The sequence below is a fragment of the Anaerocolumna cellulosilytica genome (assembly GCF_014218335.1).
Classification (GTDB): domain Bacteria; phylum Bacillota; class Clostridia; order Lachnospirales; family Lachnospiraceae; genus Anaerocolumna; species Anaerocolumna cellulosilytica.
Genome location: NZ_AP023367.1, coordinates 2,063,145 through 2,080,042, shown reverse-complemented (window position 1 = coordinate 2,080,042; position 16,898 = coordinate 2,063,145). Strand labels below are relative to the sequence as shown.

At 31.5% G+C, this 16,898-nt stretch carries 10 protein-coding genes; all 10 read right to left on the bottom strand.

The annotated features are described in order from the left end of the window. Nucleotides 1-24: 24 nt before the first annotated feature. On the bottom strand, nt 25-954 hold the full coding sequence (locus tag acsn021_RS08765) for a hypothetical protein (protein ID WP_184091334.1): 930 nt from the start codon (nt 952-954) through the stop codon (nt 25-27). 217 nt (nt 955-1,171) lie between these two features. After that, nucleotides 1,172-4,786, bottom strand: a complete 3,615-nt coding sequence (locus tag acsn021_RS08760; RefSeq protein ID WP_184091336.1) for an AMP-binding protein — start codon at nt 4,784-4,786, stop codon at nt 1,172-1,174. Continuing rightward, on the bottom strand, nt 4,776-5,897 hold the full coding sequence (locus acsn021_RS08755) for a U32 family peptidase (RefSeq protein WP_184091338.1): 1,122 nt from the start codon (nt 5,895-5,897) through the stop codon (nt 4,776-4,778). Before acsn021_RS08755 ends, acsn021_RS08760 begins: the two co-directional genes overlap by 11 nt. A 19-nt stretch (nt 5,898-5,916) precedes the next feature. Then, nucleotides 5,917-7,233 carry a condensation domain-containing protein gene (locus tag acsn021_RS08750; RefSeq protein ID WP_184091340.1) on the bottom strand — a complete coding sequence of 439 codons (1,317 nt, stop codon included), beginning with the start codon at nt 7,231-7,233 and terminating at the stop codon, nt 5,917-5,919. A gap of 4 nt (nt 7,234-7,237) precedes the next feature. After that, a complete protein-coding gene (locus acsn021_RS08745) occupies nt 7,238-8,602 on the bottom strand; it encodes a beta-ketoacyl [acyl carrier protein] synthase domain-containing protein (RefSeq protein ID WP_184091342.1) in 1,365 nt (454 codons plus the stop codon). 21 nt (nt 8,603-8,623) lie between these two features. Next, nucleotides 8,624-9,694 carry a U32 family peptidase gene (locus tag acsn021_RS08740; RefSeq protein ID WP_184091344.1) on the bottom strand — a complete coding sequence of 357 codons (1,071 nt, stop codon included), beginning with the start codon at nt 9,692-9,694 and terminating at the stop codon, nt 8,624-8,626. A 25-nt stretch (nt 9,695-9,719) separates the two neighbouring features. Then, nucleotides 9,720-10,076, bottom strand: a complete 357-nt coding sequence (gene panD / locus acsn021_RS08735) for an aspartate 1-decarboxylase (protein ID WP_184091346.1) — start codon at nt 10,074-10,076, stop codon at nt 9,720-9,722. Then, complete coding sequence (locus tag acsn021_RS08730) at nt 10,073-11,062, bottom strand: hypothetical protein (protein ID WP_184091348.1); 990 nt, start codon at nt 11,060-11,062, stop codon at nt 10,073-10,075. Before acsn021_RS08730 ends, panD begins: the two co-directional genes overlap by 4 nt. Before the next feature lie 14 nt (nt 11,063-11,076). Then, entirely contained in the window at nt 11,077-14,136 is a 3,060-nt protein-coding gene (locus acsn021_RS08725) for a condensation domain-containing protein (protein ID WP_184091350.1), read from the bottom strand. Next, nucleotides 14,129-16,867, bottom strand: a complete 2,739-nt coding sequence (locus acsn021_RS08720; protein ID WP_184091352.1) for a non-ribosomal peptide synthetase — start codon at nt 16,865-16,867, stop codon at nt 14,129-14,131. The genes acsn021_RS08725 and acsn021_RS08720 overlap by 8 nt, the downstream gene beginning before the upstream one ends. Nucleotides 16,868-16,898: the final 31 nt, after the last annotated feature.

Sequence of the window (16,898 nt, the reverse complement as noted above, 5' to 3'; positions counted from 1 at the left end):
CTATATATCCTTTTGTCTTATAAGTTAAGATAACTTAGATTCCCATATGTACTTTTCTTCAAGCAATAGTCTTTTTAGTCTTTCCTTATGTTGAAATATCTTTTCTTTTATTTTTTTATTATAAAAGACATCTCTAATAATTAAATTCTTCATATTCTCATACTCTTTTTCAAGTAAGACAAATTTTTCTTCACTTTTTACATCATTAGCAAATACATTTTGAAATAATAATCGATTGGCTTTTTGCCTGTTTTGCATACTGAAAATATATGTTTGAACAATGTTCCCAAAGTAATTTAATTCAAATTCATTTAGAGCATCAATATTCCATATTAAGTCCAATTGATTTATCGCCAGATTCATAGAGGCAATTATTTCATTTGCATTTTGCAGGATATCGCTGTACTGATACATGAATTCATCTAAATTATCACCTATGTCACTTATGAATGAATCACGAGTATACTTTGATGCAGCTAAAGTTAATTCATGATAAGGTACTATATGCTCGCTATAACCAGACTTTCCCATTTCAAAAACATAGAATATTTCTTTTTCCTTATCATATCCATTCAACAAAGCTAAGCGTTCTTTGTGAAATTTATTTCTATACATATTTTCATCAATACAATAATAAAGATCAACCCCAGGTGTAACTACCTTTCCTAAATCTAAATTTGATATTAGGGTATTTATAAGACTGTATTCATCTGTCCATTCAATAATAGACCCATTCGTAAATATTCGTGCATTCATTTCCTCATGTTTCATCTGAACAACAATGGAATTAAAAGTATTTGAAGACTCCATATTATCTGTGACAATATCGTATACATAATTATTATTATATACAATTGATTTATCAACCTGCTTACTAGATAAAAGTACTGAATAAGTTATCGTTGAAACACAATTAATCCAAAAATCATTAAATGGTATAAATTTACTTTTCATAAGGCTATCTACTAAAAAACAGTAGATTAACACCTCCTTTCACAATTCGAATATATTCAGAGACCGTAAAGTCAAATTCTTTACCTCCAAATATTTTAAAGCTTACAATAATATTAAATTATGTAATTATTATATAAAACAAGCAATCGTTCTATTTATTGGGATTATTAAAATAATAGTTAGTTAGCTCTACCCAAATGAAGGAATTCATTCATCATTAGTAACTGAAGGAATTTTTTTTAATAGTATCAATATGAACTCCTAATTTCTGAATCGTGGTATATTCAAATAAATCTGTAACTGATACAATTTCCTCATCTTTATTAATTTCATTATAAATTTTCATTATCATTAGTGAATTACCTCCAATATCAAAGAAACTGTCATACTGATTAAATTGATTATTACCAAGTTGATGTTCCCAAAGTGAATAAATCCATTTTTCAGTATCTGTCATTTCCGTATTCATATTTCCCTGTCTATTTATTGATGTTTTCTTTAGTAGCTGGTAATCTATTTTTCCTCCAGGCAATCTTGGAAGCTGATCTAAAACAATAAATTGATTTGGTATTTGGTATGCAGCAAGATGAGTTTCTAAACCTTGCTTAATGTAATGAAGTTTGCCATCTGGGTTTAATACAACATATGCAATCATATTATCATTTGCTGCTAATACTGCTGCTTCCTTAATTCCATCATTGCTTAGCAAAGCCCTTTCCACATCATCTAAATGAATTTTTATTCCACTCAATTTAATGTTTCGGTCTTTTCTACCTAAAAATATTATATTACCATTCTTACACCACATACCTAAATCACCTGTTCGATAAAGCGGTTCATTCCTATCCGTATACATATAAATAGAATCACACGAATCCAGTTCAAAACCATCCAATAAACCAATACCTGATAAGCAAATTTCACCTTCTTCATCAAAACCTGCTATATGTTCATCCTTCGTTATAATATATGTATTTACATTTTGTATTGGTTTACCAATGCAATTTAATGTTTTTTCATCTAATCCGATGTATGCTGTCGAAGCAATACTATTTTCTGTAGGTCCATATTCGCTTATCAACATCGTATTGGGATTTATTTCCTTACTTAGTTTGATACAATTAAGTGAGCTTGTTTCTCCAGCCAAAACTACAGATTTTAAACTTTTAAATGGCTGTTTCGAAACTTCAAGCATTAATTCATACATAATAGGAACTAAACTCATATTGGTCACTTTATGTTCAATTAGCATATTACGCACTAGCATATAATCTTTATTATGTTTTTTAGATGGCATTAAAAGTTTTGCACCAGATAACAGTGCGGAGTAGAAATTAGAGCCAAACCCATCAAATGCTTCTGACAATAGCTGAAGTATCACATCGTCCTCTTTTAAACGGTACTTATCATTTCTCCATAAGGTATAATTAATTATTCCTTTTTGCTTAAGTGATATAACTTTCAGATTGCTCGTTGTTCCGGAAGAATAAATACGATATAAAATATGATTATAATAATTTTTATTAATAATTGGTATATCAATATCAAAATTTATTATGTCACTGATAGGTATGCTTAAATTCCCCTCTTCTAACGTACAATCACTTAAAATTCCAGAACAGCTTACCTCTGTTTTAACCTTATGAAGCATTTCCTTGTGAAATTGCTCATCAAGAGGTATATACGCAATACCTGATTTTACTAAGGCTAATAACCCAATTGCAAATAAAATACGATGATTGATTAAGAGGATTACATTGTTTTCGGAAGTGATTCCTACTGAGCTTAAATAAGCTGCAACTCTGTCAGAAGCCTCATGTAAAGTTGCGTAATCTATTTCTTCATATATTAACTTCGTCCTGTTTGTTATGGTATGTTCTAAATCCAGGCTTAATTGGATAAAATAGGGGATTATCTGTTCGTTTAGCTTCTTATCCTTGTAATAAACATAAGGATAATTATAATTTTCTTGTTCAGGATATATTTGTGATTCATAATTACGCTTACTATAGTAATAAAAATCCAAATAAGTCTTAGCTGTCGAATCCATATCAAAATTACTCGCAGAAAGACTTAAGGAAGTGCCTGGCTGCGCATGTAATTTCCCCCATTGTAAACTTTTAAATGATTTATAGGATAGCAGTTTTTTTATAAATATTTTACCCATTTCAAAATCACTCGGAATTAAATAAGGCATACCAGCAATTGTATGAATATCTACCTCACAATTAGGGTATTCCTCACATATTTTTATTAAACAAATAATTTCTTCATCTGTTGGCTGCGGTTTACAATTTGTTTGTGCAGCTATACTTTCTCGCTGCCTTTGTGATAAACTGCATATATCAATGCCCAAACGAACATATTTAAAGGTTTCACAAGCTAATCGTAATATGTTTTCATCCGGCAAAGCAATACCAAACAACGCTAATGAGGTATCACTTAAATCCAGGCCTTCCCATACCTTTCTAAAATAATCAATGTTTTCGTTAACATCTCCACTTAAACTAAACATATAAGCAGTGGTATATGGCATTGTACATATCATGTCGTTCCTTACTAATTCAGAAGGTCGTAAACAAGAACAATTGTTTTTTTGATATACTTCATTTTGTATTTTTTTTGTACCACCACATTGTATACAATCATATGTACATCCCCTTGAAGTTGGTATATATAATGAAGTAAATACTATGTTTTGGGGATCTAATACAATTTCATCAATTTGAAACAACTCCGCACTGCAATTATGTTCTAACATAATTCCACCCGTTATTATTTCATTATTTCGTTTATATATGCAATTTGGTATATCATCAAACCCTTGACATATCTTATATAATGGCTCTTCCCCATCTCCTATCACAACATAGTCAATTACTTCCTCTTTAATAAATTCTTTTGCAAAATAAGAAGCCGTATCTCCCCCTATAATAATTTTAATTGATTCATTATGCTTTTTGATAAGTTTCGCCATTTGTAATACACGATAAATATGCGGAAACCACTTCATACTAAGCCCAACATAACTAGGCTGTGATGCGTCAAGTAATTGATACAATTCGTCTTCAAAGTTATTATTTTCCCACCATTCGTTAACAAATAGACACCTGGCCTGTACATTATTTTTCTGTAAATAGGAAGCCAAATATAATAAACCCACTGCAGCGGTTCCCGGTTTATCTCCCAGAAGTAATATATCTGTTTTCAAGCATTCCTTCTGACTAAGAATCATTTTCGGAGAACCTTTCAAATTTTGATTCCAATTAATTATTTGTTTTTTTAATTGTAAATGCATTTTTTTCTTTACAATTTCAACAAATCCCAGCTGATAAAATTTGCTTACTAACCAATGAATATGCTCATACTTTGATGCTTGCAATTCATACCTTACATTATATTGATGTTCAACACAAACCGGTTTGTCAATATGTATGAATTCAATTACTAATTCTCTACAATCATCCTGAAGTTCTAAGTAAGTTTCCCAAATACTCTTACTTCCGTCCATTCTCTTAAGTATATCAGATGCCGAATTACTTAAAATCAAACAATGATTCTCGGATGATCTCCATACTGTATATTGTGAGTTCAATTTCCTGCTTAATGTAAAGATATGCAAGCGGAAACAACCTTGCATATCCTCTATCCTATAATTTATATCATTTCCTCTAAACATATCTTTTTGCTTTACTTCCGCTGTAGTTATTATAGCGGTATTATCTGGAAATTTTTTCACACTTTTTTCAAACAATTCTTTTATATCAAATGGGGGTAACTCTACTTGATCCCCTTTTGATAAAGTGTTTATATCCTGAAACTTATTCTCCATTTATTTTGTCTCCCATAATTTTTTTGATTTTATTTATATACGAATCCGTCGATGAATAATATGTTTTCGCTAAATTATTTGTTTCAATCGTATCTTTAACAAGAAAATTATGGCTAAAGAATTCAGAACAATAATTACATTGGCTACAATTATTAGAACATATATTATTTCTATAGAAAGGCTCAATAAATCCGTCTAATGATTTGTTATGTATTGGTTGACGAAAATTATTCGTGGGAGTAAAACTATCTAACAACAGCAGTAAATCTCCATCATAAGAACGCTTAAAATAGGATTCAACTGCTTTCGGCAGATTTCCCTTCATAACTGCCTGCCTTCCTTGTAATTTAAAGTACTGTATTCCTATATCTTCGTAATAAGTTATATCTTCAGGTCGAATAAAATTCATCTTGAGTATATTTTCTGGCTTATCCATTCTTTTTAGAGCACATCTGTTTGAGTAATAATCTATACTATTCTTCTTGCCATATTCCCAATCATGTGACATTTGATTATGATGATAAAATCGATAGATACAATTTTTATAGCAAATCACATTTGCAATTAACTCAACCTTTTCTCCATAAACCTTTCGTATAGCTCTTAACTCATTAAAATCTCTATTAATACTTTCATCCAATACGATTCGATCTACACCCATTGTTTTATATGATTTTGCTCTATCACTATTGGTTATATTACATATTGTAGAAGCCTTTATCTCAAATGGTAAACCTGTATATTTTATTAATTCAATCAATGAAGGCATTGCAACGGTTAATGAAGTAATACCAATAGAATACAATTGTTTTATAAAACAAAGGATTTCATCTACTCCTTCGTCAGTAAACTCTTTATTTCCCAAACAAAGTGAATTAAGTACATAGTTAAATTTAATATTGTTTTTTTGTGAATAGCAAATATATTTTTCCAATTCTCCCCATCCCACTAATGGAATAAGATCCCAAGGCCTCCCTGAACCAAACAAATTATCTTTGCTATTAATCTGACCATAGGTTTCAATAATTTGATCATCATATCTTTCATTTATATCAATATACTTATCTACTGTTTCTATTTTAAAATCAGCAGGAATACTAAAATAGCTCATCTCTTCACTTCCTTACATATTATTTTATACAATTACATATCATCTCTGCTGTTATTTGCTTATCACTGTTATCCGCTAAATATTGAAACGCCTGTAAAAATTTATTACCAATCTTGTTAATATGATTCGCTGTATATATCTTGTTGTTATAGAGAAGCTTTATATAATTTGAATCTCTAAATGTACTATTTGATACGATAAGGTCAGCATCGGGTTTGTAAAAAGAGGATACCAATTCTATAGAGACTACTCGTTCCTTATATACCAATATGGAATCAACAGGATAGTTTTGAACCACCAAAATTTTATTCATGGCTGCGTTCAGTTTTGGATTCAAGTTAAACAGTTCTAGACCAGAAATATATTTATGCTTATCTATTTCCCATAACTCCTTTTTTATTTTTATAAACAAGCTCTCCATGGATGATTGACTGTCCCATCTGATTCTCAACGGCATCGTTTTAATAAACACCCCCACTAAACCGTTCAAACAGTCCATATCATTCATATCTCTTCCAGAAAGAGTGACAGCCTCCCAAACATCCTTACAGCCACCCTCAGTACTTTCAATAAAAGCCCATAATAAATAAAAAAGATTAGCAAAGCTAACCGAATGTAATTTGCAATATTTATTTACTTTATTCAAAACTTCTTCAGGAATTTTTAATTTTTCCTCTTCCATCTGTTTTTTTCCATAAATACTCGGATAATCCTTACCCGATAAATCAGATAAATACCTTTTCCAAAAATCAATACATTGTGGATTATCCGTTCTTTTTAACTCATGCTTTATATAATTACTATAGTTTACACTTGTTGTTTTATCATGGAAAATTATAGCTTCCCCCATTAAGTATAAATAATATCGATAAAAATCATTCATAATAATTGCATTACTCCAGCCATCAAATAAGATATGATTTAAAGTAATAATCATTTCACATTCTGTATCCGATAGGATCAAAATTGTGATACGCATAGGATCGACTGTAATATCAACCCCTTTATTCCATTCCTGTATACGTTCATGCCTGCATTTATCTTCCTGCATATCTTCTGACTGTCTTATATCACAAATAATACACTTTATCTTCTTTTCTTTTAGTATAACAAATACCGGCTCCCTAAGTTTATGCCAAACAAAATATCCTCTTAATGCATCATGTTTATTAACCACATACTGCCATGCATGCTCCACCTTTTCTATATCAATTTTACCCTTTAAACGATAGCAGCATTGCTCTAGATAAAAATCGGAATCCTTATTACGAAGCATGGTATATAATATGGATTTCTGTATTGGCAATAACCTGGAAATTGATTGAATCGCCTGCATTCATTTACCTCCCGTTGTAATCTAAAAATTCTGGCCAGCATCGTTTACTCTTGAAGGAAATCCCCTTGGATAAATGATTATTTATTTTTACATTGTCATACTCTTCTAACACCACATGACAGTTTGTTCCACTTACGCCAAATGAACTGATTCCGCATCTTCTTTTTTCATTACCGTATCTTTCCCAGTAACTAAGCTCTTTATTTATGTAAATTGCACTGTCCTTTAGGTTTAGGTTTTGGTTTGGTTTACGAAAATGTACAGTTCCTGCAATCTGTTTCTTATTCAATTGCAAGACCGCTTTTATAAGACTTGCAAGACCTGCGCAATAGCCAGTATGCCCCAAATTGGATTTAACAGAACCAATTGCGCAAAACAGATTATCCTTTGTAGAATTACGAAATGCTTTATTGATTGCTTCAAATTCAATGGTATCACCTAATTGTGTACCAGAACCATGTGTTTCTATATAGGTAATGGTTCTTGGGTTAATCGCTGCATCATTCCACGCCGATAAAATGGTTTCTATCTGGGCACCAGGATTCGGAGCATATAATCCAATAGCACTGCCATTGCTGCCTACAGCACTTCCTTTTACCACTGCATATATATGATCCTGATCCTTTATTGCATCCTCCAACCGTTTCAATAATATTACGCAAACACCTTCACCGAATCCCATACCTTTTGCAAACTGATCAAAAGGTTTACATTGTCCATTTTCTATTAACAACTCTATTTCTTGTTTATCATTTGGTAAATAATGTATCTGCACCCCTGCTGCTAACGCCATTTTACATTCATTCGTGCGGATTGAGTGACAGGCATAGTGCAATGCCGCTAAAGATGAAGAACAAGAAGAATTAATTGTCAATATTGGTCCTCGTAAATTATAAAAATGCATCATATAAGAAGCAATAAAAGATTCTGCAAAATAACTGATTCTTACATCTGGATGCCTAACCTTAAACATCTCATAATAGCCCGGCTCCCTCCCATATCCTGTAAAAACTCCAGTCTTTATATTTTTCATTAATTCTTTTGTATAACCTGCTTCTTCAAGGCATTGGCAAGCTGTTTCCATAAATAAACGATTTGCTGGTTCAATGCTGATTGCCTTATGATATGGAATGTTGAAATAATCATAATCAAAGGTATCAATCCTATCCAGATAAGCGGCTTTTGGAAACGTATGTATTGGATCTTTATTGATATACTTCATATACTTATTGATATCACTTATTCTTTGATTAGATAATTCTTTATTACAATGTTTTTTATCCGCAAGACATTCCCAATACTCACTTAACTCTTCTATATCTGCTAATTTAACTGCAATTCCAATAATCGCAATATCTTCTTTTCTCATAATTTCTTCTCTCTTTACAAACTAATCAAGACGATTTACTTTCTCATAAAATTGTGTTGCATATTGGTTTAATGTCTTTAACTCTGATACATCCATACTCTTTTTTGCATAATCCATACAGTACAAACAAGTATCACATAAACCGGTACAAAAATCTTTATTCTGATAAAATGGTTCTAAAAATCCGTCTAATTTTTTATTATCTATATAAGGCTGAAATGAATTATATGGCGTAAATAGTGTTAATAAGTCTAACAAGTTTCCATCAAATGATTCCTCAAGATAATACTGTATAATTTTATTAATATTGTCTCCATTTTTATTATTTCTTCCTTGAATCTTAAAAGATTTGATTCCGATACTCGAATATCGGTATATATCCTCAGGTCGTATCCAATTTAATTTTATATAGTTATATGCTTTATTCGCTTTTTGTAAACTGCATTTATGATAATAATAGTTACTATGCTCTTTCATTTGTTCCCCATGGGACTCAAAATTATAATGAAACATCTTATATGGACAGCCTTTGAGACACATGTTATTCACAATAATCTCTACCCCATCACCAAACACCTTACATATTTTCTCAAGTATGTCAAATTTTCTAGTTATATCCGGTTCTACAACGATTCTACTAATACCCATTTCCTTATAATAACTAGCCTTTTCTGGGCTGTTTATTTCACAAATGGCTGAGGCTTTTATTTCTACATCATCATACATGCTCTTAATAGTATCCATTAATGTTGGCAGTGTAACTGTAAATGACCGTATTCCCATCTGGTACAGCTCAGAAATGAATTGCTTTAATTCCTTTATATGTATTAATTCCTTATTTGACATGCAAGATGCATTTAAAGTGTAATTAAATTTTATATTGTATTTCTTACACGATTCCAAATATACCTCTAATTGCTTCATAGTTACTTGAGGAAGTAATGATGGCATTCTGCCAGAAGCAATAAATGTTCCCTCTGTTACTTGTCCATACACTTCAGATATAAAACCTTTACTCTTTAAGCCATTGATTTCATTAAGCTTTTTTAACGTATTGCTACAAAAATCACTAGGCACACTATAAGACACCATAGATTTCACCCCGTATTAATTTATTTTAATTCTCTTGTTTTATTATTTGATTCGATGAATCTACTAATAAAACCCTAGGTTCATAACTCTTTTTATAATCTGTCTCATTAACGAAACAATAGGCCATAATAATGATTTGATCTCCGATGCTGACTAATCTGGCAGCTGCTCCATTTACACAGATGGATTGATCTTCTTTGCCCTTAATAGCGTAAGTAGTAAAACGATTCCCATTTTGAATATCTACTACTGTTACTTTTTCATAAGGAAGAATCCTTGCACTTTCCATAAGTCTTTCCCCGATTGTGATGGAGCCTTCATAATTAATATTAGCATCTGTTACTACTGCTCTGTGTATTTTCGATTTTAGCAATTCAATCATATTCTGTCTCCTCTAAGGTTGGTTATTAGCTGTAATAGTAAATTTTGTTGTTGCTTTATTAGTTCCCCTGCTTCATATGAGATGGCTTTATTTCTCTTATAATTATAAGCAAATGTTTGAATCGCCATCATATTGGTTATTTTATCCCATGAATTCTTGATTTTCATAAATTTTTGTGTCATATTCTCACCATCTTTTACTTGATATTGATTCATAAAATCGCAAATATAATCAAAAAAAATGATATGTCTTGAGATAAGTATCATAATCAAGTTGTAAAAGGATTCCTTTTCTATGAATGAGTCTTCATAGCTTTCTTTCCCAATTCTATTTAATAGGCTCTCAAGAAGCCCTAGTCCTGATAATGATCCATCTTCTGTCTTATACAGCAGTCTTTCTAATTCTTGTACCACATAATCCACCATGTTGTTAACCGCTTTGTCAACCAGATTCTTATCTATATTTTTCATATATATGTATCCATAAAGAGCATCCTTAATACAATTGTATTGGTATTCACCTACATATGTGTTAACTTTCCCTTCCCTATCAATAACAAAAAAATCCGAAACACAGATATGGCTTTTCGGATTTAATCCTGTAGAAATAAGAAAGTGACAATTTCTGGCATAGGATTGAATGATTAAATGATCCAATACTTTTGCATCCACTGCTAATAATACTTTTCTATCTTGAAAAAGATCTTGATTAATTTCTGAAGAAATATAATTACTATTTTCGTCGAAATTCATTTCGCAGTCTATATATGTACGCATACAAAAATTATGCAATTGTACTGCATATGACGGATATTTTAATCTATATTTCGATTCATTATCTATGCTTTCCGGGCTGAAGTATCCGCAGAGAAAATAAATGTCTGCTTCCGTCAATACGATTTCATGCATTTCTAATAAATGTTTTAAATTTGCATAAAAACAAGGTAATGCACCTATTTTATTTTGTGCAGAAGAATAATCTGACATACTTTTCTCCTTTCCTAATTAAAATCAAATTCTATTTCAAACAGAGCAGCAGGTGATGAGGATTCTTCTTCCAAGAGGTTTATTTCACATATCGGTGTGTGAACATTTTCTGTTATACTCTGTAATATTTTTATATAGTCTATCCACAGATTTTCTATTGTGTTTTTATTATATAAGTTCGTCGAATAATTAATACTGAAACACCATTCCCCTTCTTTGCTTGTATAATTTATCATTATATCAAACTTACTGTCCTGATTATTAAAGTTTACTTGGCTGATTGTAAAATCGTTCGTATTAAAGGTGTTTTCCTTTGCACTTTGATTAATAAACATGGTACTAAATAAAGGATTTTCCTTTTCTTTATGTTTCCATTCTAGTTCACGAATTAATTCACTAATCGGGTAATCCTGATGTGTATAGGCATCAATAATTAATGCCGATACATTCATAATAAATTGATTAACGTGCATATCTTCATCAATCAAAGTTCGTAGGGGGAGGGTATTTACAAACAACCCTATTATATATTCCGTCTCTTGATGTGTTCGCCCCATGGAAGCAGTCCCCACCATCAAATCATTTTTGCCAGTGTATTTATGAAGCAGTATAAAATACGCAGACATAAATAATGTAAATAAGGTGACCTTAAGCTCTGTATGTAAGTTTTTCAACTTATCTTTTAACTCTGAGGGCAGCATAAAATACAATGTTTCTCCAGTAAACTCGAACAAATCATCTGTATGCTTATCACTAGGTATCCTACATAATTCTGGTCTTTCTTTATACATATTCAACCAATACTCCTTGTGCTGCTCCATTTTTTCTTTATTTAATTTATAATAGTTGTGTTGCCATTCGGCAAAGTCCTTAAATTGTAATGTTACTTTTGGCAAATGCATTCCATTATATAAGTTCATTAATTCATCCGTAAAAACAGCACATGATTTTCCATCTGAAATCATATGATGCATATCAGTAACTAAGGTAAAATCTTCATTTTTCCACTTAATTAATGTAACTCGAATTAAAGGTGCGTGTTCAAGGTTAAATGGTTGAATGATTTCTGAAAGCAGCTCTGGCAAACTACTTTCTGGGTTGTCTATATATTGTAACTTAAAATCAATATTAGAATTAATTCTCTGCATGATTACATCATTTGATAAATGAAATGATGTCCGGAACACTTCGTGCCTTTCTATTACTTTACATACAGCTTCATTCAATCGATTGGGATCAAAGTTCCCCTTAATATTATATACTGCATAAATATTGTAATGCGTTTTCTCTTGATTTAATTTACATAGAGAATAAATTCGTTTTTGATTATAGGTAGTATGATAATATCTTTCTTCATCTACTCTTGGTATTTGAGGGATGAACTGCTTGCTGTTCTTTCTTTTCTCCATTATCACATCTGTCAGTTCTTTTATTGTCAGATGATTATATAAATCTTCAAGGGTAAGTTCTACATCTATTTTTTTATTAATCTTCTGAATCATTTCAATAGCAAATATCGAGTCTCCTCCAAGTGAAAAGAAATCTTCATTGTCATTTACATGCTCTATACCCAATACGTCCTGAAAAATACTACCTACCAGATGTTTCATATTTTCATTATCAAACAATGCTTTGATTGGTTCTTTCTTTTTCTCAGATACCATGGATACTTTTGTTTTGTCTGCCTCTGGAAGCTTAAGCCAGCAACTTGTTTTCTTAAGTATCTGCTTTGGAATATTGTTGCTTATGTGGCTGGACCCTTCCTCTAATATAATATGACAGTTTGTACCGCTGATACCAAATGAACTGACTCCGCATAGCCTTTTTCCATCCATTGATTCCCAATCCGCCAATTTATCATTTACATAGACTGGTGTATCATGAATTGGTATATTACGGTTGATTTTACTATAATGTACAGTTGGCACAATTTTTTTATGTTGCAATTGTAGTATTGCTTTAACAAATCCCGCAATACCTGCTGCACTATCTAAATGACCGAAATTACTCTTAATCGAACTAATTGCACAGAAATTTTTATCTTCCGTATAAAACCTAAATGCCCTGCTTATACCATCCACTTCAATAGGATCTCCTAGCTTGGTACCTGTACCATGTGCCTCAATATACGAAATTTTACGTGGATCAATTCCTGCATTCATCCACGCCTTCTGTATAACCTTTGATTGTGCTACCGGATTTGGTGCAGATATTCCCATGGAACGCCCGTCATGATTAATTGCACTCCCTTTTATTACTGCATAAATATTATCGTGATCTTGCAAGGCATTTCGTAGCGGTTTTAAAACAACAACTCCCACTCCTTCTCCTATGCCTGTCCCATCCGCTTCATCGTCAAATGATTTACTCCTTGCGTCAGAAGATTGTATTCCAATATCCGCGTTTCGAATGGGTATTGAATGTACCTGTACCCCACCTGCTACTGCAATCTCACATTCTTGGTTATGCAGGCCTTTGCAGGCCTCGTGTATTGCCACTAAAGAAGAAGAACAAGATGTATCTATTATCATACATGGACCTTCAAAATTCATGAAATAGGAAAGTCTGCCTGGTATAACTGGATTACAGTTTCCAACTGATGAAACTGCCGCTGACGATGCATCTACCTTTCTTATCATTTCTGAATAACTGCTATGTCCACTATATCCAGCGTAAACGCCCACATTTACCGTCTTTTTATTTTCATTCACCATGCGTGCATCTTCTAATGCCTTCCATGCTATTTCTAAAAATAATCTTTGATTGGGATCAATAAGCTGTGCCTCTCTGGGAGATAACCCAAAAAATGAATAGTCAAACTGATCAATCCGATCTAAATAAGCAGCTTCAATATATTCTGATGCTTTCTCTTGTTCATTGATGAAATAAAAATAATTATCTGCATCTTTCTTTCTTTGCTGAGGAATTTTCCGGACACAATCTTCTCCTTTTTCTAAGAGACTCCATAATTCCTCGAGTGTATCCGCCTTGGGGAATTTGATTGAAATACCAATTACAGCTATTTCCTCATATAGCTTACTATGTTCGGTATTCTTTTCTTCAATATTAGACATTTTCGTATAAAATCCTCTCTTTCTTACATTGCAGACAATATATATATTCCGATAAGTCTTTTATAGTAGAATAAGCAAAAATATCTGATATATTTATATCAATTCGAAATACTTCTGTTAGCATTGTTAGCATTTCTGTTATAAGTAATGAAGAGCCGCCTAAATCAAAAAAGTTTATATTATTGTCTATTTCGGATTTTTTTAATAATTTTATCCATATTTCTCTTACTTTATATTCAATCTCCTTTGAATCAATTTGATGAGTTTCAATAATATATTTACTTAGGCTTCTTATGGTGGAATACTTATAAACATCCTTAGCATGAATTTCAATTGCATATTCTGTTAAATGAAAGGTAACTTTAATAACATTTAGAGAATCTCCCCCCATGTCAAAAAAGCTATCATCCATACCAATGTCATTGATATTTAATGCATAACAAAATATTTCTTTCAGCTTTTTTTGAAAAGGTGTCATTTCAATTAATTGCAATTCGTTTGTTATATGGCTGCATTCTACCTGATTCAATGAACAATAATCAATTTTTCCACTTGGTAATACAGGCAGCTCATTTACAACTACAATTTTAGAAGGAATCAAATATTCCGGTAGCCATTCTTTTAAATTGTCTTTAATTTGAATTTCTTTTAAGCATGATACAATAAATGCACATAGATATTTTTCATCTTGGCTATCTTTCACAATAACTGCCGCATCATTAATTTCAGGGTGCTTTTTTAGCCTGGCTTCTATTTCTTCGATTTCAATTCGATACCCTCTGATTTTAACTTGTCTATCTCTTCTCCCAATATATTCAATAGTACCATCTTCTAAACATCTCACGATGTCTCCTGTGCAGTAAACGAAATTATTTCTTTCGTATTCCATCAGAGATATAAAGCGTTTTTTATTTAGTTCATTATCGTCTAAGTATCCAAAAGACAGACAATCACCTGTAATACATAATTCACCCGGAAAACCTATGGGTAACATCTTTTTGTTGGTATCTAAAATATAGACGCGTGTATTGGTGATGGGACGTCCAATCGGTACTTCTTTATCCATTTGATTATTAGGTATTATATAATGCAGTGTGTCATCGCAACACTCACTTTGCCCATAGCCATTCATAAGTTTAGTACTGTAATAACGATAAAAACGTTGTGGTAATTCTGCTGGCACTTTTTCACCTGTTAAAAGTAATGTATTCAAATCATGTAAATCAATCAGTTCACTTTCATGTTCTATATGTAATAAAAAAGTATGAAGTGATGATGGAACAAGTGCCAAAGTTGTTACCCTGTCTTGTTGAACTTTTTTCATAAAATCATAGGAATCTTTTAGGACATCATCATTGTATATGACGATTTCAGCACCAACTAGTAATGGACTTATTATCTGCCAGATGGAGGCAACAAAATTTATACTAAAATTAAAAGCAACCCTATCTAAAGAGGTTATTCCTAAATCTTTTATCTTAGCAAAAGCATGGTTCTTTATTCCCTTTTCACTTAACATAACTCCCTTGGGAGTACCGGAAGATCCTGAAGTGTAAATTATATAAATACATTCATTGTGTACCTGTTTTATTGAGTTTACTATACATTTGCTGCACTCTACTACGCCTTCCTTATTATGCACTATAAAATCTGCACTAGCATTTTCTATCATGTATTTCATTCTGGCTTCTGGCGTTTTATTGTCTATTGGCAAACAAATTGCTTCACATTTTAATACGGATAGTATTGTAGTAATTAAATCAAAACCTCTGCTTATATTGATAACTACAACCGACCCCTTTTTAACCCCTGTTTGTTTTAAGGTAATGTACGTTTCATTTACTCTTTCTCCCAACTGTTTATAACTCATCTTATCATCGCCAAATATAAGGGCATTTTTCGTACACGATTGAAGCATTTTATTTTCAATTAATGAGTATAAGGAACCATCAGGTAAATTGACACTCTTTGCTGTATTTAATAATTTTAACTGACTATTTTTCTCTTCTAAACTCATTAGTTCTATATCTCTTAAAGATATGTCTTTATTGTGGGTTACTTGATCTATAAAATTTATTATTATACGTGTAACACTTTTAATCATATCCTTTGGAAAAAGGGATTGATTATATTGTATCTCTCCGGTGATTTCTTCTTTCTCTTGATCTGCGTTAAAGGAAAAAAACAAATTGGTTCTATAATCCGCCCTATGAGGTACTTTGTGAATATTCGTAAATTCTACAAAAATATCAAAGATATTATTTGGTTTCTCATTTAATAATTCATTTATTGGATACGATGAATTCACATATGTATCAATTAATTCCTGACGTATATGATATAAAAATTCTTTAAATGTTTTATTTAAATCAAAAAGTATATAAATAATCAATAAATCACTAATTGATTGATTATGCTTGCTAAAAACTGGTGTACCTGCAGAAAAGGTTTTTTTTCCAAAACATTTCCCCCATACAAATACAATACCTGATAATAGGATAGCAAATACACTATTCCAATCATTATTGGAAAGTTCATATATTCTCCTATACAGCTCTTTCTCTATTTTAAAAGAATATGTACTTTTTTTAGACTCCTGATTGTCACCTTTTTGCTTTACTGTATATCCGTCATTTATGCATATGTTATTTATTTTATTTTCCCAGTACCGTCTTTGCTTATGAAACTTATGGCTTGTTTTGAGAATATTGTATTTGACTTCACGATTCAAAAAAATGACCTCCTCTCAATAAAATTTAGAC